The organism is Ensifer sp. Root558, assembly GCF_001427045.1.
In the GTDB taxonomy this organism is placed as follows: Bacteria; Pseudomonadota; Alphaproteobacteria; order Rhizobiales; family Rhizobiaceae; genus Ensifer; species Ensifer adhaerens.
In genome coordinates, this window is record NZ_LMGC01000033.1 from 448296 (window position 1) to 472500 (window position 24205).

The 24205-nt window shown below is 63.0% G+C and carries 19 protein-coding genes; 4 read left to right on the forward strand and 15 right to left on the reverse strand.

Annotated elements, in window-relative coordinates; genetic code table 11:
• Positions 1-82 precede the first annotated feature (82 nt).
• Entirely contained in the window at positions 83-3853 is a 3771-nt protein-coding gene (gene metH, locus ASD63_RS26095; RefSeq protein ID WP_034802365.1) for a methionine synthase, read from the forward strand.
• A 48-nt stretch (positions 3854-3901) separates the two neighbouring features.
• Here the strand turns inward: metH and ASD63_RS26100 are convergent, their stop codons facing one another.
• Genes ASD63_RS26100 through ASD63_RS26110 form a run of 3 tightly spaced genes read right to left on the reverse strand, consistent with a single transcriptional unit; the run spans position 3902 to position 7198 of the window.
• Positions 3902-4729: an alpha/beta hydrolase gene (locus ASD63_RS26100; RefSeq protein WP_034802362.1), complete on the reverse strand. Its 828-nt coding sequence runs from the start codon at positions 4727-4729 to the stop codon at positions 3902-3904.
• 34 nt (positions 4730-4763) lie between these two features.
• Positions 4764-5786 (reverse strand): DUF1254 domain-containing protein, encoded by a 1023-nt coding sequence (locus ASD63_RS26105; RefSeq protein WP_034803068.1) that lies wholly within the window; start codon positions 5784-5786, stop codon positions 4764-4766.
• A 17-nt stretch (positions 5787-5803) separates the two neighbouring features.
• Entirely contained in the window at positions 5804-7198 is a 1395-nt protein-coding gene (locus ASD63_RS26110; protein ID WP_234798765.1) for a DUF1254 domain-containing protein, read from the reverse strand.
• A 194-nt stretch (positions 7199-7392) separates the two neighbouring features.
• On the opposite strand from ASD63_RS26110, the gene ASD63_RS26115 reads away from it, so the two are divergent.
• Positions 7393-9612, forward strand: a complete 2220-nt coding sequence (locus tag ASD63_RS26115; protein ID WP_034802358.1) for an adenylate/guanylate cyclase domain-containing protein — start codon at positions 7393-7395, stop codon at positions 9610-9612.
• 27 nt (positions 9613-9639) lie between these two features.
• On the opposite strand, the gene ASD63_RS26120 is transcribed toward ASD63_RS26115, so the two are convergent.
• From ASD63_RS26120 to ASD63_RS26160, 9 genes are all read right to left on the reverse strand, one after another.
• Entirely contained in the window at positions 9640-10143 is a 504-nt protein-coding gene (locus ASD63_RS26120) for a YHS domain-containing (seleno)protein (RefSeq protein ID WP_060530004.1), read from the reverse strand.
• A gap of 22 nt (positions 10144-10165) precedes the next feature.
• Positions 10166-10756, reverse strand: a complete 591-nt coding sequence (locus tag ASD63_RS26125; RefSeq protein WP_034802356.1) for an ankyrin repeat domain-containing protein — start codon at positions 10754-10756, stop codon at positions 10166-10168.
• 132 nt (positions 10757-10888) lie between these two features.
• A complete protein-coding gene (locus tag ASD63_RS26130; RefSeq protein ID WP_034802354.1) occupies positions 10889-11548 on the reverse strand; it encodes an aspartate/glutamate racemase family protein in 660 nt (219 codons plus the stop codon).
• On the reverse strand, positions 11545-13008 hold the full coding sequence (locus tag ASD63_RS26135) for an MFS transporter (protein WP_034802351.1): 1464 nt from the start codon (positions 13006-13008) through the stop codon (positions 11545-11547). Before ASD63_RS26135 ends, ASD63_RS26130 begins: the two co-directional genes overlap by 4 nt.
• A 292-nt stretch (positions 13009-13300) precedes the next feature.
• Positions 13301-14143 (reverse strand): MurR/RpiR family transcriptional regulator, encoded by an 843-nt coding sequence (locus tag ASD63_RS26140; protein WP_034802348.1) that lies wholly within the window; start codon positions 14141-14143, stop codon positions 13301-13303.
• Between the two features lie 122 nt (positions 14144-14265).
• Complete coding sequence (gene ppk2 / locus ASD63_RS26145; RefSeq protein WP_060530005.1) at positions 14266-15186, reverse strand: polyphosphate kinase 2; 921 nt, start codon at positions 15184-15186, stop codon at positions 14266-14268.
• 116 nt (positions 15187-15302) lie between these two features.
• A complete protein-coding gene (locus ASD63_RS26150; RefSeq protein ID WP_034802338.1) occupies positions 15303-16781 on the reverse strand; it encodes an aldehyde dehydrogenase family protein in 1479 nt (492 codons plus the stop codon).
• Between the two features lie 63 nt (positions 16782-16844).
• A complete protein-coding gene (locus ASD63_RS26155) occupies positions 16845-18089 on the reverse strand; it encodes an MFS transporter (RefSeq protein WP_034802335.1) in 1245 nt (414 codons plus the stop codon).
• Between the two features lie 257 nt (positions 18090-18346).
• Positions 18347-18835: a DMT family transporter gene (locus ASD63_RS26160; RefSeq protein WP_034802333.1), complete on the reverse strand. Its 489-nt coding sequence runs from the start codon at positions 18833-18835 to the stop codon at positions 18347-18349.
• An 80-nt stretch (positions 18836-18915) separates the two neighbouring features.
• On the opposite strand from ASD63_RS26160, the gene ASD63_RS26165 reads away from it, so the two are divergent.
• Positions 18916-19845 carry a LysR family transcriptional regulator gene (locus ASD63_RS26165; RefSeq protein WP_234798713.1) on the forward strand — a complete coding sequence of 310 codons (930 nt, stop codon included), beginning with the start codon at positions 18916-18918 and terminating at the stop codon, positions 19843-19845.
• 74 nt (positions 19846-19919) lie between these two features.
• On the opposite strand, the gene ASD63_RS26170 is transcribed toward ASD63_RS26165, so the two are convergent.
• The 3 genes from ASD63_RS26170 to ASD63_RS35295 form a co-directional block, all read right to left on the reverse strand.
• Positions 19920-20969 carry a Tim44 domain-containing protein gene (locus ASD63_RS26170; RefSeq protein WP_034802330.1) on the reverse strand — a complete coding sequence of 350 codons (1050 nt, stop codon included), beginning with the start codon at positions 20967-20969 and terminating at the stop codon, positions 19920-19922.
• A 196-nt stretch (positions 20970-21165) separates the two neighbouring features.
• Entirely contained in the window at positions 21166-22761 is a 1596-nt protein-coding gene (locus ASD63_RS26175) for a GMC family oxidoreductase N-terminal domain-containing protein (protein WP_034802327.1), read from the reverse strand.
• A 62-nt stretch (positions 22762-22823) separates the two neighbouring features.
• Complete coding sequence (locus ASD63_RS35295; RefSeq protein ID WP_156553007.1) at positions 22824-22970, reverse strand: hypothetical protein; 147 nt, start codon at positions 22968-22970, stop codon at positions 22824-22826.
• 122 nt (positions 22971-23092) lie between these two features.
• Between ASD63_RS35295 and ASD63_RS26180 the strand changes: the two genes are divergently transcribed.
• On the forward strand, positions 23093-24037 hold the full coding sequence (locus ASD63_RS26180) for a LysR family transcriptional regulator (protein ID WP_034802325.1): 945 nt from the start codon (positions 23093-23095) through the stop codon (positions 24035-24037).
• The last annotated feature ends 168 nt before the right edge of the window (positions 24038-24205 follow it).

Sequence of the window (24205 nt, forward strand, 5' to 3'; positions counted from 1 at the left end):
TTGCTGCATATGTTGACATAAAGATATCTTTATGTGATTGACTTGCCCTAGTGTTTGTCGTTTTCAGAACGGGAGATTTCCCATGTCCGCCATCGACGCCCTTTTCGGCGATGTTTCCTCCAAGCCGGATGGCTCCGAGATCAAGCGGGCGCTGGCCCAGGCTGCGCGCGAACGCATCCTGATCATGGATGGCGCGATGGGCACGGAGATCCAGCAGCTCGGCTTTGTCGAGCAGCATTTCCGCGGCGACCGATTCGGCGGCTGCGCCTGTCATCAACAGGGCAACAACGACCTTCTGACGCTGACCCAGCCGAAGGCGATCGAGGACATCCATTACGCCTATGCGATCGCCGGCGCGGATATCCTTGAAACCAACACGTTCTCTTCGACCCGCATCGCCCAGGCCGATTACGGCATGGACGACATGGTCTATGATCTCAACCGCGATGGTGCCCGAGTGGCTCGGCGCGCGGCCAAGCGGGCCGAAGCCGCAGACGGTCGCCGCCGTTTCGTCGCCGGCGCGCTCGGGCCGACGAACCGCACGGCGTCGATTTCGCCCGACGTCAACAATCCCGGTTATCGCGCCGTCACCTTCGACGATTTGCGCGTCGCCTATGCCGAACAGATCCGCGGTCTGATCGACGGCGGCGCCGACATCATTCTGATCGAGACTATCTTCGACACCCTGAACGCCAAGGCGGCGATCTTCGCGACCAAGGAAGTCTTTGCGGAGAAGGGTATCGACCTGCCGGTCATGATCTCCGGCACGATCACCGACCTCTCGGGCCGCACCCTGTCCGGCCAGACGCCGACCGCCTTCTGGCACTCGGTGCGCCATGCCGAGCCTTTCACCATCGGGCTCAACTGCGCGCTCGGCGCCAATGCGATGCGCGCCCACATCGACGAACTTTCAAGCGTTGCCGATACCTTCGTCTGCGCCTATCCCAATGCCGGCCTGCCGAACGAGTTCGGCCAGTACGACGAAACGCCGGAGCAGATGGCCGCCCAGGTGGAAGCCTTTGCGCGCGACGGGCTGCTCAACATTGTCGGCGGCTGCTGCGGCTCGACGCCGGCCCATATCAGCGCGATCGCCAAGGCCGTTGCCAAGCATCCGCCGCGCGAGATCCCCAAGGTCGAGCCGCTGATGCGGCTCTCCGGGCTGGAGCCCTTCACGCTCACCTCCGACATTCCCTTCGTCAACGTCGGCGAGCGCACCAACGTCACTGGCTCGGCGAAGTTCCGCAAGCTGATCACTGCCGGCGATTATTCGGCCGCTCTCGACGTCGCGCGCGACCAGGTGGCGAACGGCGCCCAGATCATCGACATCAACATGGACGAGGGCCTGATCGATTCGAAGCAGGCGATGATCGAGTTCTTGAACCTCGTCGCCTCCGAACCCGATATCGCCCGCGTTCCCGTGATGATCGATTCGTCGAAGTGGGAAGTGATCGAGGCGGGCCTGAAATGCGTTCAGGGCAAGCCGCTGGTCAATTCCATCTCGATGAAGGAAGGCGAAGAGGCGTTCCTGCATCACGCCAGGCTTTGCCGCGCCTACGGTGCCGCCGTCGTCATCATGGCCTTCGACGAGGTCGGCCAGGCCGACACCCAGGCGCGCAAGATCGAGATCTGCACACGCGCCTACAAGCTCCTGACGGAACAGGCGGGCTTCCCGCCCGAAGACATAATCTTCGATCCGAACATCTTCGCCGTGGCGACGGGCATCGAGGAACACAACAACTACGGTGTCGACTTCATCGAGGCGACGCGCGAGATCATCAAGACGCTGCCGCACGTCCATGTGTCGGGCGGCGTCTCCAACCTCTCCTTCTCGTTCCGCGGCAACGAGCCGGTGCGCGAGGCAATGCACGCGGTGTTCCTCTACCACGCCATCCAGGCGGGCATGGACATGGGCATCGTCAACGCCGGCCAGCTCGCCGTCTATGACGCCATCGATGCCGATCTGCGCGAGGCCTGCGAGGACGTGGTGCTCAACCGCCGCGCCGATTCGACCGAGCGCATGCTGGAGATCGCTGAGCGCTATCGCGGACAGGGCGGCTCGCAGGGCCGCGAGAAGGATCTTTCCTGGCGCGAATGGTCGGTGGCAAAGCGCCTCGAACATGCGCTGGTCAATGGCATCACCGAGTACATCGAGGCTGATACCGAGGAGGCTCGGCTTGAGGCAGCGCGGCCGCTGCATGTCATCGAAGGCCCGCTGATGGCCGGCATGAACGTCGTCGGCGACCTCTTCGGTTCGGGCAAGATGTTCCTGCCGCAGGTGGTCAAATCCGCACGCGTTATGAAGCAGGCGGTCGCCGTGCTCTTGCCGCACATGGAGGCGGAAAAGCTCGCCAATGGCGGCGAGGCGCGCGAAAGTGCCGGCAAGATCCTGATGGCGACGGTCAAGGGCGACGTGCACGACATCGGCAAGAACATCGTCGGCGTCGTGTTGGCCTGCAACAATTACGAGATCATCGATCTCGGCGTCATGGTGCCCTCGGCGAAGATCCTCGAAGTGGCGCGCGAGCAGAAGGTCGACATCATCGGCCTCTCCGGCCTGATCACGCCCTCACTGGATGAAATGGTGCATGTCGCCTCAGAGCTTGAGCGCGAAGGCTTCGATGTACCGCTGCTGATCGGCGGCGCGACCACCAGCCGCGTGCACACTGCCGTCAAGATCAATCCGCGCTACGACCGCGGCCAGACGGTCTATGTCACCGATGCCAGCCGCGCGGTCGGCGTCGTATCGAGCTTGCTCTCGCCCGAAGCGCGCGACAATTACATGGAGACGGTTCGGGCGGAATATCGCAAGGTCGCCGACGCGCATGCGCGCAACGAGGCGGAAAAGCGCCGCCTTCCCCTGTCGCAGGCACGCGCCAATCAGCATCGGATTGACTGGTCGAGCTACCAGGCAAAAGCCCCGTCCTTCCTCGGCAGCCGCGTGTTCGAGAGCTGGGACCTGGCCGAACTCGCCCGATATATCGACTGGACGCCGTTCTTCCAGACCTGGGAGCTGAAGGGCGTCTATCCGAAGATCCTCGACGACGAGGCGCAAGGTGCGGCTGCCCGCCAGTTGTTCGACGATGCACAGGCGATGCTGAAAAAGATCATCGAGGAGAAGTGGTTCGCGCCGAAGGCGGTCGTCGGCTTCTGGCCGGCGGGCACGGTCGGCGACGATATCCGGCTCTTTACCGGAGAGGATCGGGCCGCTGAACTTGCGACCTTCTTCACGCTGCGCCAGCAACTCAGCAAGCGCGATGGCCGTGCGAACGTGGCCCTTTCCGACTTCGTCGCGCCTGTTGATAGCTGCTCCAACGACTATGTCGGCGGTTTCGTTGTCACAGCCGGCATCGAGGAAGTGGCGATCGCCGAGCGGTTCGAGCGCGCCAACGACGATTACTCCTCGATCATGGTGAAGGCGCTGGCCGATCGTTTCGCCGAGGCCTTTGCCGAGCGCATGCATGAATATGTGCGCACCGAACTCTGGGGTTATGCGGCGGACGAGACGTTTACGCCCGTGGAGCTGATTGGGGAGCCCTATGCCGGCATCCGCCCGGCGCCGGGTTATCCGGCCCAGCCCGATCACACTGAAAAGGCAACGCTCTTCCGGCTGCTTGACGCAGAAGCAACGATCGGCGTCAGCCTCACCGAGAGCTATGCGATGTGGCCGGGTTCGTCGGTTTCCGGCCTCTACATCGGCCATCCCGAAGCCTATTATTTCGGTGTCGCCAAGGTCGAGCGCGACCAGGTCGAGGACTATGCGACACGTAAACGCATGCCGGTGCGCGAGGTCGAGCGCTGGCTGTCGCCGATCCTCAACTACGTGCCGATGCCGGAGACCGAAGCGGCCGAGTAGCGTCGCTGGAGGGCGTGATGACGAGCCGACAAGGGCTCGTCACTGCCGTCATTGCGCGTCGCCTTTGGGCTCGTCTTCGAGTGCGACAAGGAAAGCCGTGAGCGCGGCATTGAAGCGGTCGGGCCGCTGCAGCGGGGCGAAGTGGCTGACGCCGTCGAGAAGGATGAACGCGGCGCCGGGAATGCTGCGGGCGAGATGGTCAGCATGCTCGTGTTTGATGAACTCGTCGTTTTCGCTTTGGACGATCACGACCGGCACGCGGATCTTGCCGAGATCTTCTGCCGTGTAGTTCGGCTCGGTTCTCTGCATTTCGCTGACGGCGTCGACGAAGGCGCTGAAATCGTCCGGCGTCGCCGACAGCGCGCGGTAGTCTTCGGCATGACGGCTAAAGCAGCGGTCGAGCACCGGGCTCGGCTCGATGTCCTTCGTTCCGCTCGGGTCCATGTTGCAGGCGAAGAAGAAGACGCCGCTGACGCGTTCCGGCGTCTGTGAGGCGAGGGTAAGTGCGATGCAGGCGCCATCGCTCCAGCCGGCAAAGGCGGCCTTCTGAATATCCAGCCTGTCCATCACGGCAAGCACGTCCGCCGCCATCAGTTCGTAGGTGTAGGGCTTTCGGTCGCGGGTGCTGCGGCCATGGCCGCGGCTGTCGATCAGGATGACGCGGTGGCCAGTGTCAAGCAGGGCCGGGACTTGAAAGCCCCAGTTGCCGCTGTGGCCAAGGCCGCCGTGCAAGAGGATAACCGGTTCGCCCGATCCATAGGTCGCATACCAGATTCGTGCGCCGTCACGCTCGACACGGCCTTCAACCGTTGCCGCGGGCAGGGGCGTTGCGCCATGCTCGGCGAAGGCCGCAAGGTTGTCATCGCTGTGTTCCATGCATGCGGCCTCCGCTGCCAAATTCGCGGCACGCCTAGTTTACCGGCTGCGGCTCGGGAAAGTGCCAGGTTCCGTCGAGGATTTCCTTGCGCGGCCGGTAGAGCCGCACCGTATAGTTCCAGCCGTCGACCACGGGCAGGCAGTTGGCGATCTTGCCGTCGCAGCCGCCGAACTGGATCGAGACGCTGCCATCGTCGCCCTTCTTGGCGGTGATGTTGTTGATCGCGTAGGCATTGTAGGCGTTTTTTTCGTAGAAGCCTTGCGCGTCGTAGACGCTGACCGACCAGAAGGCATCGACCGGTACGTCCTTGACGTCGAGCTTGTAGATGGTCTTGCCGTCGTTCTTGGCGGGCGTGACGTTGAGATAGGTCGCATCCTTGTCGGGGTTGCCGCCCCAACCGGTCGCGGTGCCGATCAGATGGCGGATCGGGTCGACGTCGGCCTTGGTGCCGAAGGCCTTCTTGAAGTCCGGCATAGTGGCGCCGAGCGCAAGCAGGGCTTCGCGCACCTTCTTCTGGCTGGCCGGGTCCCAGGCCGGGATTTCGAACGTGCCTTCCTTCTGCTGGGTCACCTTGATCGCATCCTGCAGGGCGTGGACTTCGGCGATATCCTTCTGGTCGGTCGGATCGACCAGGGTGCGGACGCCGACGACGGCGTAGCGTGTGCCGACCTTTTCCTTGGTCAACGTCACCTCTCCGGCGCCGTAGACGACCTCCGGCACATAGTGGTCCTCATTGACCACCTGCAGCGACATGAAGCGTTCTCCCGCGTCCGGCATGGTGACCGTAACCGGGCCCGCGTCGAGATCGAACACGGCCGATGAATAGAGCGTATCGCGGTTGAGGCGAATGACGGTCTGATTGTCGATCGAAGCCGGTTCGCGCCGATGCACGAATTTGCCGAAGGCGCCGTCCTTGACCATGGAGGCGAGGTACATGTCGCTCTCGGCACGAACGAAGTTGTCGACACCGACGGTTACGGGGTCGGCGGCGCTTGCCTGGGTTGCGGCAGCCATCGCCAGTGCACTGGCAATGAGGAACGAACGATAGTGTTTCATATTCAAATCCTCGTTGATCAGTTGGCGCGCCGCATCGGCGGCGCTTTCCATTTTCCGTCCAATGCGTCCGGCTTTGGCCAGTAGAGCCGCATGGCGGTGAAGAACGGGCCGCTCGGCGCCGGCAGCCAGTTTGCTTCCTTGTCAGGCCCAGGGCTCTCGTGCTGGACGTAGAGCGTCACGCCGCCATCGGCGTCCTTTTGCAGGTTCGGTAGCATCGGCGAGTTGATGAGATAGCGGTTAAGCGGATTGGCGTAGAGCAGGCTCGACGGCAGTTCGTAGAGGGTGAGCGACCAGAAGGCGTTGACCGGCGGCAGTTGCCCGGGTTCGAAGCGCAAGGTGTAGTGGCCCGACCCGATCAGCGGCTTCTTCTGGTCATCGACGAAATAGGCGGGATAGAGAGCTTCGTCCTTCGAGTTGCCGTAGATACCGAGAACCGCGCCGGACATGCGCTGCATATAGTCGTTCTTCAGGAACTCCCGCGTGCCGAACGCGTCGGCACTCGAAGCCTTGCCGGTGTCGATTTCGGTTTCCTTGTGTTCCTTGAACGCCGCCCAGGCGTCCGCCATGCCGTCAGTGATCGCCTTCTGGATCTCCGGCGAGAAAGCCGTGATGTCGAACGTCTTGCCCGCACCGATGTTCAGATCGGCGAAACGCTGCATCAGCGCCGTTTCGGACGGGTGCGTCGGGCAGTACTGCAGGATAAAATTCAGGACCCTGTAGAAGTCAGGCGAGGTCTTTTCGTCAGCCGCGCTCAACGGGGTGATAAAATCGACGGCCGCGGCCGGTGCCGGAGCCGGCTGACCAAGGAAGCTCGACAGCGGCTCGACCCTGTAGCCCGCCTGGATCTTCTTGACGTTCTCGATGTCGGCGGGATCAAACATCTGCGTGCGGTAAAGCACGAAAGCGAATTCCGTTTCCGACCGGATCACCGCGTTGATCCCGGGCGGGGTTTCACCCTTCCAGCCCGGTCCCGCCAGCAGGAAGGTGCCAGCCTCGCTGCCGGTGGCGCGACTTCCGACATAGGCGAAATTGAACGTGTACATGTCGACGAACTGGAGCGAGTAGTAGCGCTCCTTCTCGACCGCCGGCACGGTCAGGACCAGCGGCTCGGCGCGCAGGTCCGCGCCCAGGAAGGAGTAGGGCGTATCGGAATTTGGCGTCTGGATAGCCTTGTCGTCAGGCGTATAGACCCGCGCGGTATTGTTGAGCGTATTCCAGCCGCTCTTGAACTCGGGATTGCCGTGATCGACGAAATAGGAATGCTGCACCCTGTAGCTGTCGACCAGCGGGAAACCGTAGATATAGGCGTCTTTGGCAATGGCGCGCGCCTCGTCCGCCGTGAGTGCGGAATCGGCGGCGCCTGCCCGCGTTACCTTGAATGCCGGCAGTGCCGTTGCAAGGGCGCCGAACATCAGCAGTGACCGTCTTTTCAGCATGGCACATTCCCTCAGATGATCGCCTGTAATCGTGGCACTTCAGCGAGGTCCTGCAAGTACGTAACGGTTACGGCCTGGTCGACGCGTCTCATCCATGCGTGCCGATGGCGCCGCCCGCCAAGCTGCGGTACCATTGCCGCTGGAGTACATCGCACGTTGAGAGCCCGTCGATGGAGCGCCGTCTCGCAGCCGTCCTGATCGCGGATGTCGTCGGTTACAGCCGCTTGAGCCGGCTGGACGAGGAAGGGACGCGCTTGCGATTCCAGTCGGATCTCGGCCATATTCTCGAGCCGCTTTTCCGCGAGCATCACGGGCGTCTGGTGAAGACGATGGGCGATGGCCTGCTCGTCGAATTCCGCAGCGTTGTCGACGCGACCCAATGCGCAGTCGAGATCCAGCGGCGCAAGGCGGAGGCGGAAGCCGACAAGGCGCCAAATGGCGAGAGGCTGGACTTCCGCATCGGCATCAATCTTGGCGACATCATCGTCGAGGGTGACGACATCCATGGCGACGGCGTCAACATCGCCGATCGGGTCCAGGGACTTGCCGAGCCGGGTGGTATTGCGATCTCCGGCACGGCTTACGACCAGGTCAGCTCCAAGCTGAAAGTCGGATTTGCGTCCCTGGGTCAACAGACGGTCAAGGGGCTTGCCGAGCCGATCCGGGTTTACCGGGTCCTCCTCGATCCGGGGGCCGCCGGCAGGACGGTTGTCGAGAAGCCTCGACGCAATGCGGCCTGGGTGAAGGGATCGGTCGTTGGTCTCGTCGCGATTGCGCTGTCGACTGCGGTCGCCTGGTGGCAGCCGTGGACGTGGATCGGGCAGGAGGGGATGGCGCAGCGTTTCGCCTATCCGCTGCCGGACCAGCCTTCGGTTGCCGTGCTGCCCTTCATCAATGTCAGCGGCGACAGCGATCACGACCATTTGGCCGAGGGGCTGACGGACGATCTCATCACAGAACTCTCGAAAGTGTCCGGCCTCTTTGTCATCGCGCGCCATTCGGTGTTCGCGCTGAAGGGCAGTACCGACAAGATCCAGGACGTGGCCGCCGAGCTTGGCGTACACTATGTGCTGGAGGGCACGCTGCAGCGGGCGGACCAGCGGTTGCGCATCAACGTCAAGCTGATCGATGCGATGAGCGGTCTTTCGCTCTGGGCCGAGCGCTACGATCGGCAATACGCCGACCTCTTTGCGGTTCAGGACGACGTGATCGGCAAGATCATCGCAGCGCTCGAGGTCAAGCTCAGCGAGGGCGAACGCGACCAGCTGGCGCGCATTCCGACGGACAATCTCGAGGCCTACGACAACTACATGCGCGCCGAGCAGCAGGGCTTGATCTGGCGCGACGTCGACACCTATCGCCAGACGCTTTCCTATTATCAGCGGGCGATCGATCTCGATCCGAAATTCGCCGATGCGCATGCCGGTATCGCCCGGGTCGCCGTCGACGTCTGGCGCAACGACTACAACTATCTCTGGTCCGCGGCCGTGGCGCGCAAGATCGCCTATGATGCGGCGGGACAGGCCCTGAAGCTCGACGCCAACAACGCCCGCGCCCATACCGTGCTGGCGCTGCTGCAGCTGGTGGACGGCCGTCCCCTTGAGGCAAAGGAATCAGCGCTTCGAGCCGTCTCGGCGCAGCCGGGGGATGCCGAGGCGCTCGCCAATCTGGCGCTGATACTGGCCCAGACCGGTGAACACGAGCAGGCGCTCGACGATATCGAGCGGGCGCTGAGGCTTGATCCGTCGCCATCTTCGAGCCTGCAACTGCTTTCGGGCATCGTCTATTACACGACGCGTCACCTTGAGAAGGCGATCCCGCTGATCGAAGCGGCCGGCGCATCCTTGCCAAAGGCGGAGGCGGTGCGGGAGTATCTGGCGTCGGCCTATGCCCAGCGCGGCGACCAGCAGAGTGCGGCCGCCGAAGCGGCCGAGCTGTTGAAGCTCTTCCCGGACACGAACCTGAGCTACTACGGCTATCTCTACGACTACTGGCGCGAAGAGGATCTCTATCGCCACCTCTTCGGCCTTCGCGTCGCCGGTATTCCGGAATGGCCCTTCGGCTTCGTCGGCGCCGCCAGCGACCGGCTCGGCCCGGCCGAGCTGAAACAACTGACCACCGACAAGACCTGGGTCGGCGTGCACAAGAACGGCACGGGCTTTGCGCAGTTTTTCGACATGGACGGCAACACCGCCTATCGCACCAGCAACACCAACATCACCGGTCGGATTGAAGTGAAGGGCAACCAGCTCTGCGAAAAATATGACGGCTATTTTCTCGACCGCATGGTCTGCGGCTATGTCTACCGCAATACGGCAAAGGGCGAGCGCACGGCGGACTACATCAATGTCACGCCGCAGTCGCTGAAGTTCTTCTCGATCGAGAAGTGACGGTTGTCATCGCCGAGCCGCCGGCCTTCAGGGCCGGGGCTGCGTCCAGTTGATGTTCGCCTTCTCGGTGAGCAGCGTCTGCTCGACCTCGGACCAGAGCTTGCGCGAATCGACCACCTTGTTCGGGTTCTTCACCAGTCCGTCGGCTGCGCCCGGATCGTAGCTGAGATAGAGCTTGTCCTTGATGATGCGCCAGGCCTTGGGATCGATGTTGGTCGTGACCGTGCCGAAGGAGACGCCATCGGCGCAGTAGCCGCCATATTGCGGCGCATAGCGGGTGGGCTCCTTGATGAACTGGTCACGGTGTTCGGCGCTGGCAAACTGCCAGGTGGCGCCGAGCCAGCGATAGCTGAATTCGGGTGATCCTTCGACAGCCTTGTTCTCGGTGAAATAGGCGACCGGGTCGTAACCCTTGATCGCCACGTCACCGAAGTAGCCGGTGTTGACGGGCTCTTCTGCCAGTGACGGGACGGCCGGCGCAAGGAACGCCGCTGTCGCCGCGATTATAAATCGTATGGAGTGTCGAGACATGCCGTTTCCTCCGTTTCCGGATCTATTGACGTTTCGTGCATTCGCCGTAGAGCCATTCGCCGACAAGCTCGGCCTTCTGGCAGGTGGCGCCGGCCTTCAACAGAAGTTCGGCGGCCGGCCAGTAGGACCGCCAGCCGGCCTGGGTGAGCGGCGTATAGCCATTGCGCTCCTTGGCTTCGATGTCTGCCTTGTTGGCAAGCAGGAAGGCGACCACTTCGGCGTGGCCCTCTTCGGCCGCCGCATGCAGCGGCGACATCTTGTAGAAGTTGGCGACGTCGTTGACCGCCGCGCCCTTGGCGACGAGTAGTTTGACGGTTTCGAGATTGCCGCCATAGGCCGCGGCGTGAAGCGCGGTGAGACCGCCCTTGTTGCGGATCTCGATGTCGTTGCCGCGGTCGATGAGAAGGGCGACGACCTCGGCGCGACCCTTGAGAGCGGCAATCAACAGCGCCGGTTCACCGGCCGCATCCGGCTCGGTTATATCGGTTCCCTGATCGAGCAACTGTTTGACGCGTTCCGTGTCGCCGTCCCGTGCCGCGTCATGCAAAGGACCCGCGTTCGCCGCCGCGGCGAAGAACGCCACCGCGACCAGCGAAGCAAAGAGAGATTTCATCGCGTAACCTCCGCCCCAGCTTCGGTCTCGCCAATTAGGAAGGGCGAAAATACCACAGGGCGGCCGGCGGAAACAGGCATTAGCGCCGCCCGATCCATACTCCTTTTGGGTGTCTGCGATGAGGAATGCCTGTCAGGCGGCGACCTGCATCAGGTCGAGCATGCGGCCGATTGCGCTCGGGATGGGGGCGATAATCGGCGTCGAAAACATCGGCTGGAGCTCGTCGGCCGCCTGGCCGAGCGGGCCGCCGCCGATGATGACGGCCTCGGCGCCGTCGAGCTCGATGCATTGGCGGACCGCCTCGCCGAGAGCCGAAAGCAGCCGATCCGGGTGGGCGGAAAGCGCCAGCGGATCACCCGAAGTGCAACGGATGCCGGTATATTGTTCCCAGACGCCGAGATCGCGGGCGCGGTCGTCGATCGCCTGGATCAGTTCCGGCGTCGTGGTGGCGACGCCGAATTTGCGGCCGCCCTGTGAGGCCTCGATCATCGAGGCCTCACAGATTCCGATGACGGGGATATCGAGCCGGTGCTTGAGCGCGGCAAGGCCGGGATCGCCGAAGGCGCTGACGACGATGCCGAGGCATCCGACCTCATGCTTTTCGCCGATCTCGACGACCTCGGCAGCGGATGCGTCCAGCTGCTCCGGTGTGACGATCATCGGCGGGTTCCGCATGGCCGTGGCGACTGCCACGGCCATGCGTCCTGATGCTGCCCGGCGTGCGATGGCGACCATCATGTCGCTGGTGGCACGCGAACTGTTCGGGTTGATCAGAAGGATATGTGCGCTCACGTTCTCAGTTCCACGCCGACTTTGATTTCAGAAGTGTCAGCCTTTGCCAGGTCGGCATCGGCAGGCTGGGTGAGGTCTTCCATCGACATGCCGTAGGTTTCGGGGCCGAGCTGGATGCAGAAGGCAAAGACCGCATACATGCCGGCGGCAAGCCCGAAGACACCGACCATGCCGTAGACGTCGAAGAGGGCGCCGGCGATGGTGGGGACGAAGGAACCCGCGGCCGAACCGGTTGCCAGGATCAGCGCCACGCCGAAGGCGCGGATGCGGGTCGGAAAGAGTTCGGGCGCATAGATCCAGATCGAGGTGTTGAGCAGCAGCACGAAGAACTGGAAGATCGCGCCGAACATCAGCACCAGATAGATGTTGGTGCCGAGATAGGCGATCGAAACCGCCGCAAGGCAGGCGAACACGGCGCCGAGCGTCAGCACCTTCTTGCGCGGGAAGTAGTAGCCGAACATCGAGGCGGCGATGGCACCAAGCACGCTGCCGCTCTGGATGATCATGCTGTAGAGCAGGCTGCCCTGCAGCGTATAGCCCATGGAGACGAAGATGATCGGCATCAGCGTCAGCACCGAAAGCTGGGCGCCGTAGCTCATCAGGATGGCGATGGCGACGGGGATCGTGCGGCCGATGAAGGGCGCGCGGAAGAGTTCCTTCCAGTCGCTCTTGGCCGGCTCTTCGTCTTTCAGGTGATCCTTGGTCAGATACTCCTGGACCTTGAGATTGCGCGGGCGTAACGAGCCGGAGGCAAGGATGGAGAGCACCTTGTTGGCTTCGTCGATCTTGCCCTGTGAAGCCAGGAAGCGCGGGGTCTCCGGCACGAAGCGGCGATAGAAGACGACGAGCAGAGCCGGGAGCGCGAGGGCGGCGAAGAGCCAGCGCCAGCTGTTTTCACCCGGGAAGAGGGTGAAGATCATCAGGCCGAAGGCGGGCGCCAGGAAGTTGCCGAAGCCGCCGGCGCCGACATTGACGAGGCCGGCCGCCGTGCCGCGGAATTTCGGCGAGCAGAATTCCGACAGCATGGTAACGGCCGTCGAGATTTCGCCGCCGACGCCGAAGCCGACGATGGCACGGGCAAAGCAGAGCGTGGCGAAGTTCGGCGCCATGGCGCAGGCGGCCGAGCCAATGGTGAAGAGCAGGAGGTTGATGGTCAGCATCACGCGTCGGCCGTAGCGGTCGCCGAGGATGCCTGAAAGCAGGCGGCCGATCGCCGCGCTGCCGAAGGTGATGGTGTTGAGGAAACCGATGTCGGTGCCGGTAAGGCCCCAATGTTCTTTCAGGATCGGGCCGGCAACGCCGATGGTGTTCTGTTCGAAGCTGTCGAACAGGCAGCCGATGAGCACGAGGGCGAGAATTTGCTTGTGGGCGCCGGTGACGCCGATCTTGGTGAAGGCTGATTCCAACTGTCTGATGACCGGCGATGACCTGCCGGACGGTACCATATTTTCCGCTGCCATGGTTCGTTCCCCTTTATGGCTTAACAACGTGAAAATGTGAAAATTCAGTTTCATGAAATCTACAGCATGAAATCTGAGTTTCATAGGAGATTCTATGACGCGCTGCGAAAGGAAATGGCCGCTCGCAACCCAGGCTATGGAATGCAGATTTCGTGCCACTCGGTGGGAAACGAAAGTTTCTCGTTTGCCGTCAAAAGCTTGGCGACAAATTGCACTCTAACGGGCGGTTGAAACCCAGATTTCTTGTGCTCGAAAAATGTTCTGCCGTTTCAGGCAAATGCCCAATCGGCGCTCACAATTCGTCGAGCGCGTCGTTGATCGCCTCGATGCCGCGCAGGCGGTTTCGGCCGGCGGGACCGGCGATTTCGATGCAACGCGTGGTGAGCAGATGGCAGAGCGCCATCACAGAGACGTGGTTGAACAGGGGCCCCGGCGCTAGCGTCTGGCAGCGGAAATGCCATTCTGCCTGGTTGAGGAAGGGAACGCCTTCGTCGGTGATATAGAGCAGCCTTGCGCCCGATTTTTCGAGCTGCGCGAGGATCGGTTCCATCAATGTGACGCGCCGGCGCAGGCCGAAAAGGATGACGACGTCGTCGTTGTTGATGCTGACCAGATGTTCGCCGAGCGTCTGGCCGCCGCCGGGAATGGCCGAGATGTGCTCGACCACCTGTGTCATCTGCCATTGCAGATAGGTGGCGAAGGAATGGCTGGCGCGAAAGCCGATGACCCAGACTTTGCGGGCGCCAAGGATGGCGGTTGCCGCCGCCGTCACCTGGGTTTCGGAAATGGCGAGAAAGGTCGCTTCGATATTGGCCACGCCCTGCGCCACATGGGACGTGAGCGACTGCTCGCCGCCGCTGTCGGTGGCGGTTGCAAGGAACAGGCGCGAACCGGTCTGCTTGTCGGCGCGGGCATGCCGACGCGCTTCTTCGTAATTGTCGTAGCCGAGCCGCTGGATGAAGCGAGAGACCGTCGCCTTCGACACATGTGCGAGCGCCGCCAGTTCCTGGGCTGAGTAGCTGGCGACCTCGCCTGGAAAATCGCAGAGGAAGTCGCCCAGCCGCCGCTCGGCCGGATGCAGTTCCGGCAGCACTTGGCGAACACGGGTGAGGAAGGAACGTTCTTTCGGGCTCATGCGATGTCCATGAAACTGGCGTTTCACGGCAATCTCTGATTTTCGCGGGGATATTGCAAGCGAGGCGGGCGGATGCCGCCTTGCTTTCAACGGCTGCAGACGCGGGCAGTTGCCCGCGTGCGTCAGTATTTCGACGGCACGTAGAGTTCCGGCGGCAGAACCTTGCGCTCGTAATCCGGGTTGAAGACGCGTTCCGGTAGGGAGATTTCCTCGTGCGGCACGTCCTCGTAGGGGATCTGCCTCAACAGGTGGTCGATGCAGTTCAGACGGGCGCGCTTCTTGTCGTTGCCTTCGACGATATGCCAGGGCGCTTCCGGGATGTTGGTTCGGGCGAAGGTCTCCTCCTTGGCCTTGGTGTAACCTTCCCAGCGCACCCGCGACTGCAGATCCATCGGCGACAGCTTCCACTGCTTCAACGGGTCGTGAATGCGCACCAGGAAGCGCATCTGCTGCTCCTCGTCGGTGATCGAGAACCAGTACTTCACCAGCCGGATGCCGGAGCGAACCAGCATGCGCTCGAATTCCGGCACGTCGTCGAAGAACTGCTCGACCTGGTCCTCGGTGGCGAAGCCCATGACGCGCTCGACGCCGGAGCGGTTGTACCAGGAGCGGTCGAAGAGCACGATCTCGCCGCCGGCCGGCAGGTGCGGCACGTAGCGCTGGAAATACCATTGCGTCTTTTCGCGGTCGGACGGTGCCGGCAGCGCGACGACACGCACGACGCGGGGATTGAGCCTCTGGGTGATGCGCTTGATGACGCCGCCTTTGCCAGCGGAATCGCGGCCCTCGAAGATCACCACCACCTTTTCCTTGTGATGGACCACCCAGTCCTGAAGTTTGATCAGCTCCGACTGCAACTTCAGCAGCGAGCGGAAGTAATCGATGCGCGGGATCGATGGCGGGTGGTTCTTGCGGTAGATCTTGCGGATCTCTTCCGACAGCGCCGGTTCGGAAAGCTCGAGTTCGTAGTCCTCGTCGAGCGTGTCGGCCAGTTCTGCTTCCAGCCAGTCCTGCGTTTCGATCTCGTCGTTCGACCTGTTCATCTGACCCTCCGGATTGCGTGTGTTCGACGACAACTTTGCGTGATGCCATCGTTAGTCGGCTTATTTCACAGCCGCATGAAGGGAATTTGACGCTGACCTCCACGCCCCGATCGGCGCTATCCCTTGATGTACCAGCCCCAGGGCTCGTCGGCGTCGAAACTGGTGATCTGCTTGGTCTCCAGATAATTGGAGAGGCCCCAGCGGCCGAGCTCACGGCCGATGCCCGATTGCTTGTAGCCACCCCAGGGTGCTTCGGCGAAGGTCGGCTGCGAGCAGTTGATCCAGACGATGCCAGCGCGAAAAGCGCGGGCGACGCGCTCGCAGCGGTCCCTGTCGGCCGACATGACGGCGGCTGCAAGACCGAAGCGGCTGTCGTTGGCCATGCGGATCGCGTCGGCCTCTTCGCCAAACGGCTTGACGCAGACGACCGGACCAAAGATCTCCTCGCGCCAGACGTAACTGTCTTCGCGCATATCGGTCAGCACCGTCGGTTCGATGAAGTAGCCGCTGTTGAGGCCGGCCGGGCGGCCGCCGCCGGCAGCCACCGTGGCGCCGTCCTGGCGGGCGCGGTCGATCGCGCCCATGATCTTGTCGTACTGCCCCTTCGAGACGATCGGCCCGAGCAGGGTGCCGTCTTCCAGACCATTGCCGATGGTGATCTTCGCCGCTTCTTCGCAGAGGCGCTTGACGACGGTCTCGTAGATTGACTCCTCGACGAGCACGCGCGAGGTCGCCGAGCAGACCTGGCCCTGGTTCCAGAAGATGCCGAACATGATCCATTCGACGGCCTTGTCGATGTCGCTGTCGGCAAAGACGACGAAGGGTGACTTGCCGCCGAGTTCGAGGCTGACATTCTTGATGTCCTGGGCACCGGCCATCATCACCTTGCGGCCGGTGACGACGGAGCCGGTGAAGGCAAGCTTGTCGACCAGCGGATGCTCGGTCAGCGGCTGGCCGGCGTCCTGGCCGGTGCCGGTGAGGATGTTGAGCACGCCGGCCGGCAGCCCGACTTCCTCGGCGATGACGCCGAGCTCAAGTGCTGTCAGCGGTGTCAGCTCCGACGGTTTGAGCACGATGGTGCAGCCGGCGGCCAGCGCCGGCGCCACCTTCCACGACACCATCAGCAACGGATAGTTCCACGGGGTGATCGCGCCGACGACGCCGAGCGGTTCGCGCACGGCGCGTGACGTGAAGCGGCTGTCGCCGACGGCGATCGCCTCCTCAGGGCTGGTGTCCAGTTCCTCGGCGAGACCGGCATAATAGCGGAAGCAGCCTGCGGCATCGTCGATGTCCCACAATGCTTCCGGCAGCGGCTTGCCGTTGTCGGCGACTTCGAGCCGGGCCAGCGAGTGGCGCTTTTCCTCGATCTTGGCGGCGATTGCACGCAGATAGGCGGCGCGCTCGTTGCCCGAAAGTTTTGGCCAGGGGCCGCTGTCGAAGGCGATGCGGGCCGCTTTTGCGGCCCTGTCCACGTCTTCGTAGGTTGCCGCAGGCGCACGATGGATGATCTCCTCCGTCGCCGGATCGATCACGTCGAGCGTGCCGCCGCGCCGCGGTTTTTCCCATTTGCCATCGATGAACAACCGGTCCTGCATGCAATACCCCTTTATAGCCCGGTGCGAGTATGGCCAGTCAAAGCGAAACACGCCAGCCGTAAGTTACGGCTGGCGTTGATCTTTTTGCCGCGAGACACTGCTCTGACGGTCGGTCGCCGACCCGCGCCACGCGAGGAACGGCAGAACCGGAAGCACGACGCAGGCGCTGGCAAAGAGCCAGAACTGCCCGAGGGTCACGAGATTGCTGGTATAGAAGGCTCCCGAGACGATGCCGGCGATCAAGCAGGCATCCATGAGTGGCAAGCTCACGGCGTAAAACACTGCCTGGCGCTCCAGGGACAGGCAGCGTTGCAGGAGGGTAAAGTAGGTAGCGAAAGCGATCATCTCCGGTATGCCGCCGACGATCAGCAGTCCGCTGGCCACCAGGGAGTTGGGGGCAAAAATCAGCGCGAAGGACGAAAGGCCTTCGAGCAGGCTGGAGAGAAGATAGGCGCGAAGCAGCGCCTGCGTACTGGTCAAAGCTCCCGCCAATCGGTGCGAGACGACAGCACCAATCAGGGCGCCGGCGCCCTGTGCCGCCAGAAGCAAGGTCCACATCTCCGGGCCGAGATGAAACTGGTCACGACTGAGCCAGAACAGGAACGGCTGCAGTGTCCCGAGCGAGACCATGTAGCCGAAGGCCGGGAGCAGCAAAGCCCAGAGCAAGGGGTTTTCGCGAAACATCGCAAGGGTTTCCCGTCCGAAGCCCGATGCGTGCGAGGGTGCCGCGTTCTCTTGCCCCGGCTTGTCGCGTGGTTGAAGCACCAGCAGAAGGGCTGCCCCGATCTGGGCAAGGGACAGCGCAAGAAGGGTTGTCACGATCGAGGTGGAGGCAGCTGCCAGACCCGCCGCCGGCGGACCGAAAATCTTGGCGAAGCGGTCGATCGCCTGGAAGGCGGTGTTGGCCTCCATGTTGCGGCCGGCTGGAACGACGGCGGCGCGCAGCATCAACAGACCCGGCGTGACCACCGCGTCCGCAGCGCCGATGACCAGGACGATCACGTGCAATGTCATTGCGTCCGGCGCGAACGCAAGGCCGGGAATGGCGATGGCGGTCACCGACAGGCAGCACAGCACCGGAAGCTGCGGGCCGCTGCGCCGTAGGAGCGAGGCGACGATCGGCGCAAGCAGGAGGCTCGGCAGCAGACGCAAGGCAAGACTGCCGACCAGTTCCGCACCGGCGCCGAAGCGGCGTGCAACGACGAGCGGCAGCGCGGCGACGAGCATCCAGGAGCAGAAGGAATCGACGGTGAGGACGAGGCTGATGCGCCGGAAGGCGGCAACGCCCCAAAGATTGGATTTGTCCATAGGAGAGCCCGATGAGACGCAATCGATCTCGGGTCTGCTGTATTGGGCAGGTTTGATGAGATCGAACGCGAACAGGATAAGCCCGCGCAAGAGGCGGACGGTTCTGGGCTCACAGATGCAAACCCCGCCTTGCGGGGCAAATCAGGCCATCAAATGGGGTTCGCTCGACATGGTCAGCCATTTACCATGGGTGCTTCTCAGGTGACAAGCGGCAGCCTTGATCGTCATGGCTGCCGCTGCCGAGATGCGGCTCTGTGCTATCGCGGCGCGTTGGCCAAGGCCGGCGTGACATTGGCGATCTGGGTGATCACCATGCCGCCGACGATGAAGAACAGGCCGGTCAGCCGCGCCGCATTGACCGGCTTTTGCGGGAAACCCATCAGGCCGTAGTGATCGATCAACATGGAAATGGCCATCTGGCCGGCGATGACGGCGACAATGAAGCTTGCCGCGCCGAGCTTCGGCGCAAGGAGGAGAGCCGCGGTGATGTAGATCACGCCGGCGAGGCCGCCGATCCAGATCCACCACGGACCCTTGAATGCCACAGCCAGGCTGGGCAACGGCGCCCGGAAGGCAATCAGCATCGGCAGGATGAGCGCGAGACTGACGCCGAGCGAGACGACCGTCGCCCAGAGCGGATGGCCGAGGAGGCGGCCAAGGTTGGCATTGGCGCCGGCCTGGAGGGGGACGACGGCGCCGGCGAAGATCGCCACGGCAAGCAACAGGAGGGAGGAGAGATTGGGCATTGTTTTTCCTTTTTGTTGCGGCGATCCTCCATCATCTATCTTGGGAATGGAAATTCCAATTTTTCACGTGCTATATTCGTATGATGAATAATCTCGGCGCAATCGACCTGAACCTGCTCGTGGTGCTCGACGCGCTCCTGGCGGAGCGCCACGTCTCGCGCGCGGCTCTGCGGTTGAACAAGAGCCAGCCTGCCGTCAGCCATGCGCTGGCGCGGTTGCGCGCTCTGTTCGACGATCCCTTGCTGGTTCGCCATGGCGGCCAGCTCGAGCCGACGGTGCGGGCGCTGGAGATCGCGCCGCAGCTTGCCGAAGCGCTCGCGCATATGCGTCTGCTCATGGGGTCTCATCCGTTCGATCCGGCGCGCGAGCCCCACGTCTTCCGGCTGGCGATGTCCGACTACGCTGCGCTTGTGCTGCTGCCGCAACTGATGACCGTGCTGCGCCGGCAGGCGCCGAACGTCGATCTCCTCGTCAGCCAGGCAAGCCGCGAAGTGATGATGGCACAGGCCGTCGACGGCGAAATCGATCTGGCGCTCGGGGTTTTCCCGACGCTTGCCGAGGATCTGAGGACATCATTGCTGTTCGAGGAGCACTTCGCCTGCCTGGCCGATCGCGCGAGCCTCGGCGGCGAAAAGACGATGGAACTTTCGGCCTATCTGCAGCGGCCGCATATTCTCGTCTCCCTGCGTGGCGATACCGGCAACGAGATCGACCTTGCGCTTTCGGCTATTGGACACAAGCGCCGCATTGCGCTGGCCCTGCCTCATTGGAGTGCGGCGCCGGGTCTCGTTCCCGGAACCGATCTCGTGCTTACGGTTGCGCGCCGGATCCTGCCCCGCGACGGGGAGATCGGGCCGCTCGCCATCTTCGCGCCACCCTTCGCGATCCCGCCCTTCGCCTTCCGGCAGATCTGGCACCGGCGGCGCGACGGCGACCCCGCCCATCGCTGGCTGCGAGATCTGATCACCGGCATCCTCGCGCCGCCGACTGGGGCCCCCGCGGCCGTGTGATTGGACAAGCCTGAAAACGGAAAGGCCCGGTGCGGAGATGCCGACCGGGCCTTTTTTATAGGCTTTGCTGCGCGTCAGTCGTGGCTGACGCCCTGGATCGCCGAAACCTGCCATTCGGAACCCGGCTTGCGCACGAAAGTCCAGAGCTCGACGGCTTCCGTGAGATTGTCCGGATCGCCGCTGATCACCTTGCCGGTGGTGCGGTCGCGCATGACGTCGATGCTCTCGTAGCGCATGGCGACGGTCGCAAATTCGGTTCCGTTTTCCGACCAGGCTTCGGCGACGTCGCCCTGAACGAGGTGCACGTCGCGCACATCGTTCTTGACGCCGCTCGTGGCGTTGTCGCTGAGCTCTTCGGCTAGGTACGACATGGCTTCCGGCGTCGTCAGGCGACGCAGCGTGCCGTAGTCTTCCGCGGCGTAAGCCGCCTGCACGTCTTTCAGCATCTTTTCGAACTGCTCGAGGTCAGACCCCTGGACGCCGATTTCATCGGCCGGGCCGTCGGTGACGGGCGCCGCCTGAGGGGCTGCCTGGGGTCGAGCCTGCGCCTGACCGCTTGCCTGGCCGCCGCCGATGCTCGGGATCTTGAACGACGGCATGCCGTTCGATGGCTGCTGGCCCGACGAGCGCTCGGACGGGCCGGCATAGGCTGTCTGCTGGCGGTTGCGGTTAAAGAAGCGCATGGCGAGCATGATCAGGCCACCGATCAGGAGCATCTGCACGATCAGGCCGAGGAAGCCGGCAGCACCGCCGAAACCGCCGCCCATCAGCATGCCGATGAGGCCGCCAACCATCAGGCCACCGAGCAGCGAACCGCCGAAGCCGCTGAGGAAGCCCGGACGGGCGTTCGGCTGGGTGGCGTTCGGGCGCGTCTGGCCGGCTGCCGGATTGGTTGCGGCCGGGCCTGCGTCCTGGCGCGGCGTCATCGAACGGTCGATCGGTGCCGCGTTGGTCGGCGCGGTACGGGTGACCGGCGGCTGCGAGAAGGTGCGGGTGCCGCGGCTACCGAAGCCGCCGCCCGAACGCCGCGCTTCGGCGACGTCCACAACGGTCAGCGCAACGACCATGCCGATCGCCATCATTGCCAGAGTTCGTCCAAAACGCCCAAATCGCTGCATTGCCATCACAACCCCTAAATCTTGCTTGGGCTCAAACCGAGCCATCAGGACCTGATATAGGGGCTCAACGCCTGAGATTTAAGCTTTTCGCGTCGCTTTTCGGCCAGTTTACCGTTATCCGACACCGCTAGCTGGCCGAATCCGGCGTGGAATCAGCATCTTCGGCGGACGCCCGAGTGCAGCCCGCCCTTGCCGCTGACACCTAGCGATTGACTGCCAGGATCATCGTCGCCGCCTTTTCGGCGATCATGATCGTCGGCGAATTGGTGTTGCCCGAGGTGATCGTCGGCATGACCGAGGCGTCGGCGATGCGCAATCCCTTCAGACCGCGCAGGCGCAGTTCCGGATCGACGACGCTCTCCGGATCGGCGCCCATGCGGCAGGTCCCAACCGGATGGAAGATCGTCGTGCCGATATCGCCGGCCGCGCGCTTCAGGTCCTCCTCGGTCTCGTAGGACGGGCCCGGCTTGAACTCGACCGGGTTGAAGCGGGCGAACGAGGGTTGCTTGACGATTTGCCGCGTCAACCGGATGGCGCTGACCGCGACATCGCGGTCGGCCTCCGCCGTCAGGTAGCGCGGCCTGATGTCCGGCGCGGCGGCAAAATCCGGACCCTTCAGATGTACCGATCCGCGGCTTTCCGGGCGCAGATTGCAGACGCTGGCGGTGATTGCCGGGAAGGAATGAACCGGCTCGCCGAACTTGTCGAGCGACACCGGCTGCACGTGATACTGCAGATCCGGCGTTTCCTTTTCCGGCCCGGAGCGGGTGAAGATGCCGAGCTGGCTCGGCGCCATTGCCATCGGCCCGGAACGCTTCAGCAGATATTCGAGCCCGATCGACGCCTTGCCGAACAGCGAGTTTGCCTTTTCGTTGAGCGTCGGCACGCCGGTGACCTTGTAGGCCATGCGGAGCTGCAGATGATCCTGCAGGTTTTCGCCGACGCCGGCGCGTTCGTGGCGAAGCTCGATGCCGTTTGCCTGCAGCACGTCACCACGGCCGATGCCGGAGAGTTCGAGGATATGGGGTGAGCCGATCGCGCCGGCGGAGAGCACAGTTTCGCGGGTTGCGCCGGCGCGCTTGACTGTGCCGTCATGCTGGAATTCAACGCCGGCGATGCGATCGCCCTCGATGATCAGCTTGCGCACATGCGCCTTGGTCAGAACTGTGAGGTTGCCGCGCTTGTGCGCCGGGCGCAGGAATGCCTTTGCGGTGTTCCAGCGGATGCCGGAACGCTGGTTGACATCGAAATAACCGGAGCCTTCGTTGCTGCCGCGGTTGAAATCCGGCGTCTCGGGAATGCCGGCTTCGCTTGCCGCCTTCTGAAAGGCGTCGAGCACGTCCCAACGCACGCGCGCCTTTTCCACCCGCCATTCGCCGCCGGCGCCGTGCATCTCGTTGGCACCGCGATAGTGGTCCTCGGATTTCCTGAAGAGCGGCAGCACGTCGTCCCAGCCCCAGCCGGTACAGCCGAGCTGGCGCCAGTGGTCGTAGTCCTCAGCCTGGCCGCGCATATAGATCATGCCGTTGATCGACGAGCAGCCGCCGAGCACCTTGCCGCGGGGATAGCCGAGCGAACGGCCGTTCAGGCCCTCTTCCGCTGCGGTCGTGAAACACCAGTCCGTGCGCGGATTGTTGATGCAATAGAGATAGCCGACCGGAATGTGGATCCAATGGTAGTTGTCGCGGCCGCCGGCTTCGAGCAGCAGCACGCGATGCCCCGGGTTTTCCGAAAGGCGGTTGGCAAGCACGCAGCCGGCGCTACCTGCCCCAACGACGATGAAGTCGTATATGTCCATGGTTCTCCCTCGATATGTACGGCGCGACCCTTCAGATCCCGGGTTCGGGCGACATCGCTCCTTCAGCCGCGCCCCGGCGCCGCATTCTTGAGCTTCGTCATCTTGTCTTCGTCCTGAACCGCCAGCCGCCGCGAACGAACGCAGGAATACTCCGGCGCCGGATGGTGGCCGCCGGGGGCGTTCGTTTCGGTCTGTTCATATTTGGCCAAACATGCTCCTCAGATGTCCGCTCTGACGCGTACAATCGGGAAAAAACCGCTTGGATGCAAGCGTCCGGAACCGTAAATTGCAAAACAGGATCTGTTCATTTTCGGACAGACGGGGAGTAAGCATGAATCCGAATTTCACCTGGGACGATCTGCAGTTCTTTCTGGCGGTGGCCCGCACCGGGCAACTGTCGACGGCGGCGCGGCGCTTGAGGACCAGCCATGCCACGGTGTCTCGTCGCATCGACAGGTTGGAGTTCGCGCTCAAGGTCAAGCTGTTCGAGCGCAATCCGCGCGGCTACGTCTTGACCGGCATGGGCCAGCGCTTCGTCGAAACCGCCGAGCGGATCGAGCGCGAGACCGAACAGTTGCAGCTCGACATCAATGACGGTCTGACGGCGCAACGCGGCGTCGTCCGTCTCAGCACACTCGAAGGCTTCGGCAACTTCTTCCTGGCCGACCGGCTGGCGGACTTTGCGGCGCGCTATCCGAACGTCTCCCTGGAGATGCTGGCGATCCAGCAGATCATGTCTCTGTCGCGCAAGGAGGCGGATATCCAAGTGGCGCTGACGGCGCCGAAGGCTGGGCCCTACCAATCCGAGGTGCTGACGCCCTATACGCTGCATGTCTATGGCGCGCGCAGCTATCTCTCGAAGCACCCGCCGATCACCGGGCGCAACGATCTCGCCGCACACCGCTTCGTCGGATACATCGACGACATGATCTTCGCGCCGGGTCTGGATTACCTGGGGGAGCTGCAGCCGGGCCTGCATGCCCATTTCCAAAGTTCGAGCATCCTGACGCAGTTGAAGGCCGTGCGGCAGGGGCTGGGTCTTTGCGTCTTGCCGCACTTCATCGCGCAGCAGGAAGAGGACCTGGAGATCGTTCTGCCGGAAGAGATCGAGCTCAAGCGCACCTACTGGCTGGTTTGCCATAGAGACCTGGTTGCCGTCCCGCGGGTAAGGGCGGTGCGCGAATTCCTGATGCAGAGCGTCAGGGAAAACCGCGGCCATTTCACCCGCGAAATGGCACTGCCGACCACAGACGTTAGGCACCTATCGCGCTCCTAAATGCTGCCTGATTGTGGCGATATATGATCTTGCAACCAAGGGCAGTGATTTGCGGACCGAAAGACCGTGGTCTCGCGGATCAAAATCGACCTAGTTTATCAACAGCTGGAATTATTGTGTAAATTCAGAGAGTTGTCGATTTTTGAAGTTTTTTTGAACGTGGCTGTT

What these genes read in the sequence shown, in the direction of transcription:
- ASD63_RS26120 (WP_060530004.1), bottom strand. Translation starts at nt 10,143, where the DNA reads ATGTCTCGACACTCCATACGATTTATAATCGCGGCGACAGCGGCGTTC.
- ASD63_RS26110 (WP_234798765.1), bottom strand. Translation starts at nt 7,198, where the DNA reads ATGTTCGGCGCCCTTGCAACGGCACTGCCGGCATTCAAGGTAACGCGG.
- ASD63_RS26105 (WP_034803068.1), bottom strand. Translation starts at nt 5,786, where the DNA reads ATGAAACACTATCGTTCGTTCCTCATTGCCAGTGCACTGGCGATGGCT.
- ASD63_RS26165 (WP_234798713.1), top strand. Translation starts at nt 18,916, where the DNA reads ATGATGAATAATCTCGGCGCAATCGACCTGAACCTGCTCGTGGTGCTC.
- ASD63_RS26170 (WP_034802330.1), bottom strand. Translation starts at nt 20,969, where the DNA reads ATGGCAATGCAGCGATTTGGGCGTTTTGGACGAACTCTGGCAATGATG.
- ASD63_RS26100 (WP_034802362.1), bottom strand. Translation starts at nt 4,729, where the DNA reads ATGGAACACAGCGATGACAACCTTGCGGCCTTCGCCGAGCATGGCGCA.
- ASD63_RS26140 (WP_034802348.1), bottom strand. Translation starts at nt 14,143, where the DNA reads ATGAGCCCGAAAGAACGTTCCTTCCTCACCCGTGTTCGCCAAGTGCTG.
- ASD63_RS26150 (WP_034802338.1), bottom strand. Translation starts at nt 16,781, where the DNA reads ATGCAGGACCGGTTGTTCATCGATGGCAAATGGGAAAAACCGCGGCGC.
- ASD63_RS26175 (WP_034802327.1), bottom strand. Translation starts at nt 22,761, where the DNA reads ATGGACATATACGACTTCATCGTCGTTGGGGCAGGTAGCGCCGGCTGC.
- ASD63_RS26180 (WP_034802325.1), top strand. Translation starts at nt 23,093, where the DNA reads ATGAATCCGAATTTCACCTGGGACGATCTGCAGTTCTTTCTGGCGGTG.
- ASD63_RS26115 (WP_034802358.1), top strand. Translation starts at nt 7,393, where the DNA reads ATGGAGCGCCGTCTCGCAGCCGTCCTGATCGCGGATGTCGTCGGTTAC.
- ppk2 (WP_060530005.1), bottom strand. Translation starts at nt 15,186, where the DNA reads ATGAACAGGTCGAACGACGAGATCGAAACGCAGGACTGGCTGGAAGCA.
- metH (WP_034802365.1), top strand. Translation starts at nt 83, where the DNA reads ATGTCCGCCATCGACGCCCTTTTCGGCGATGTTTCCTCCAAGCCGGAT.
- ASD63_RS26160 (WP_034802333.1), bottom strand. Translation starts at nt 18,835, where the DNA reads ATGCCCAATCTCTCCTCCCTCCTGTTGCTTGCCGTGGCGATCTTCGCC.
- ASD63_RS26155 (WP_034802335.1), bottom strand. Translation starts at nt 18,089, where the DNA reads ATGGACAAATCCAATCTTTGGGGCGTTGCCGCCTTCCGGCGCATCAGC.
- ASD63_RS26125 (WP_034802356.1), bottom strand. Translation starts at nt 10,756, where the DNA reads ATGAAATCTCTCTTTGCTTCGCTGGTCGCGGTGGCGTTCTTCGCCGCG.
- ASD63_RS26135 (WP_034802351.1), bottom strand. Translation starts at nt 13,008, where the DNA reads ATGGCAGCGGAAAATATGGTACCGTCCGGCAGGTCATCGCCGGTCATC.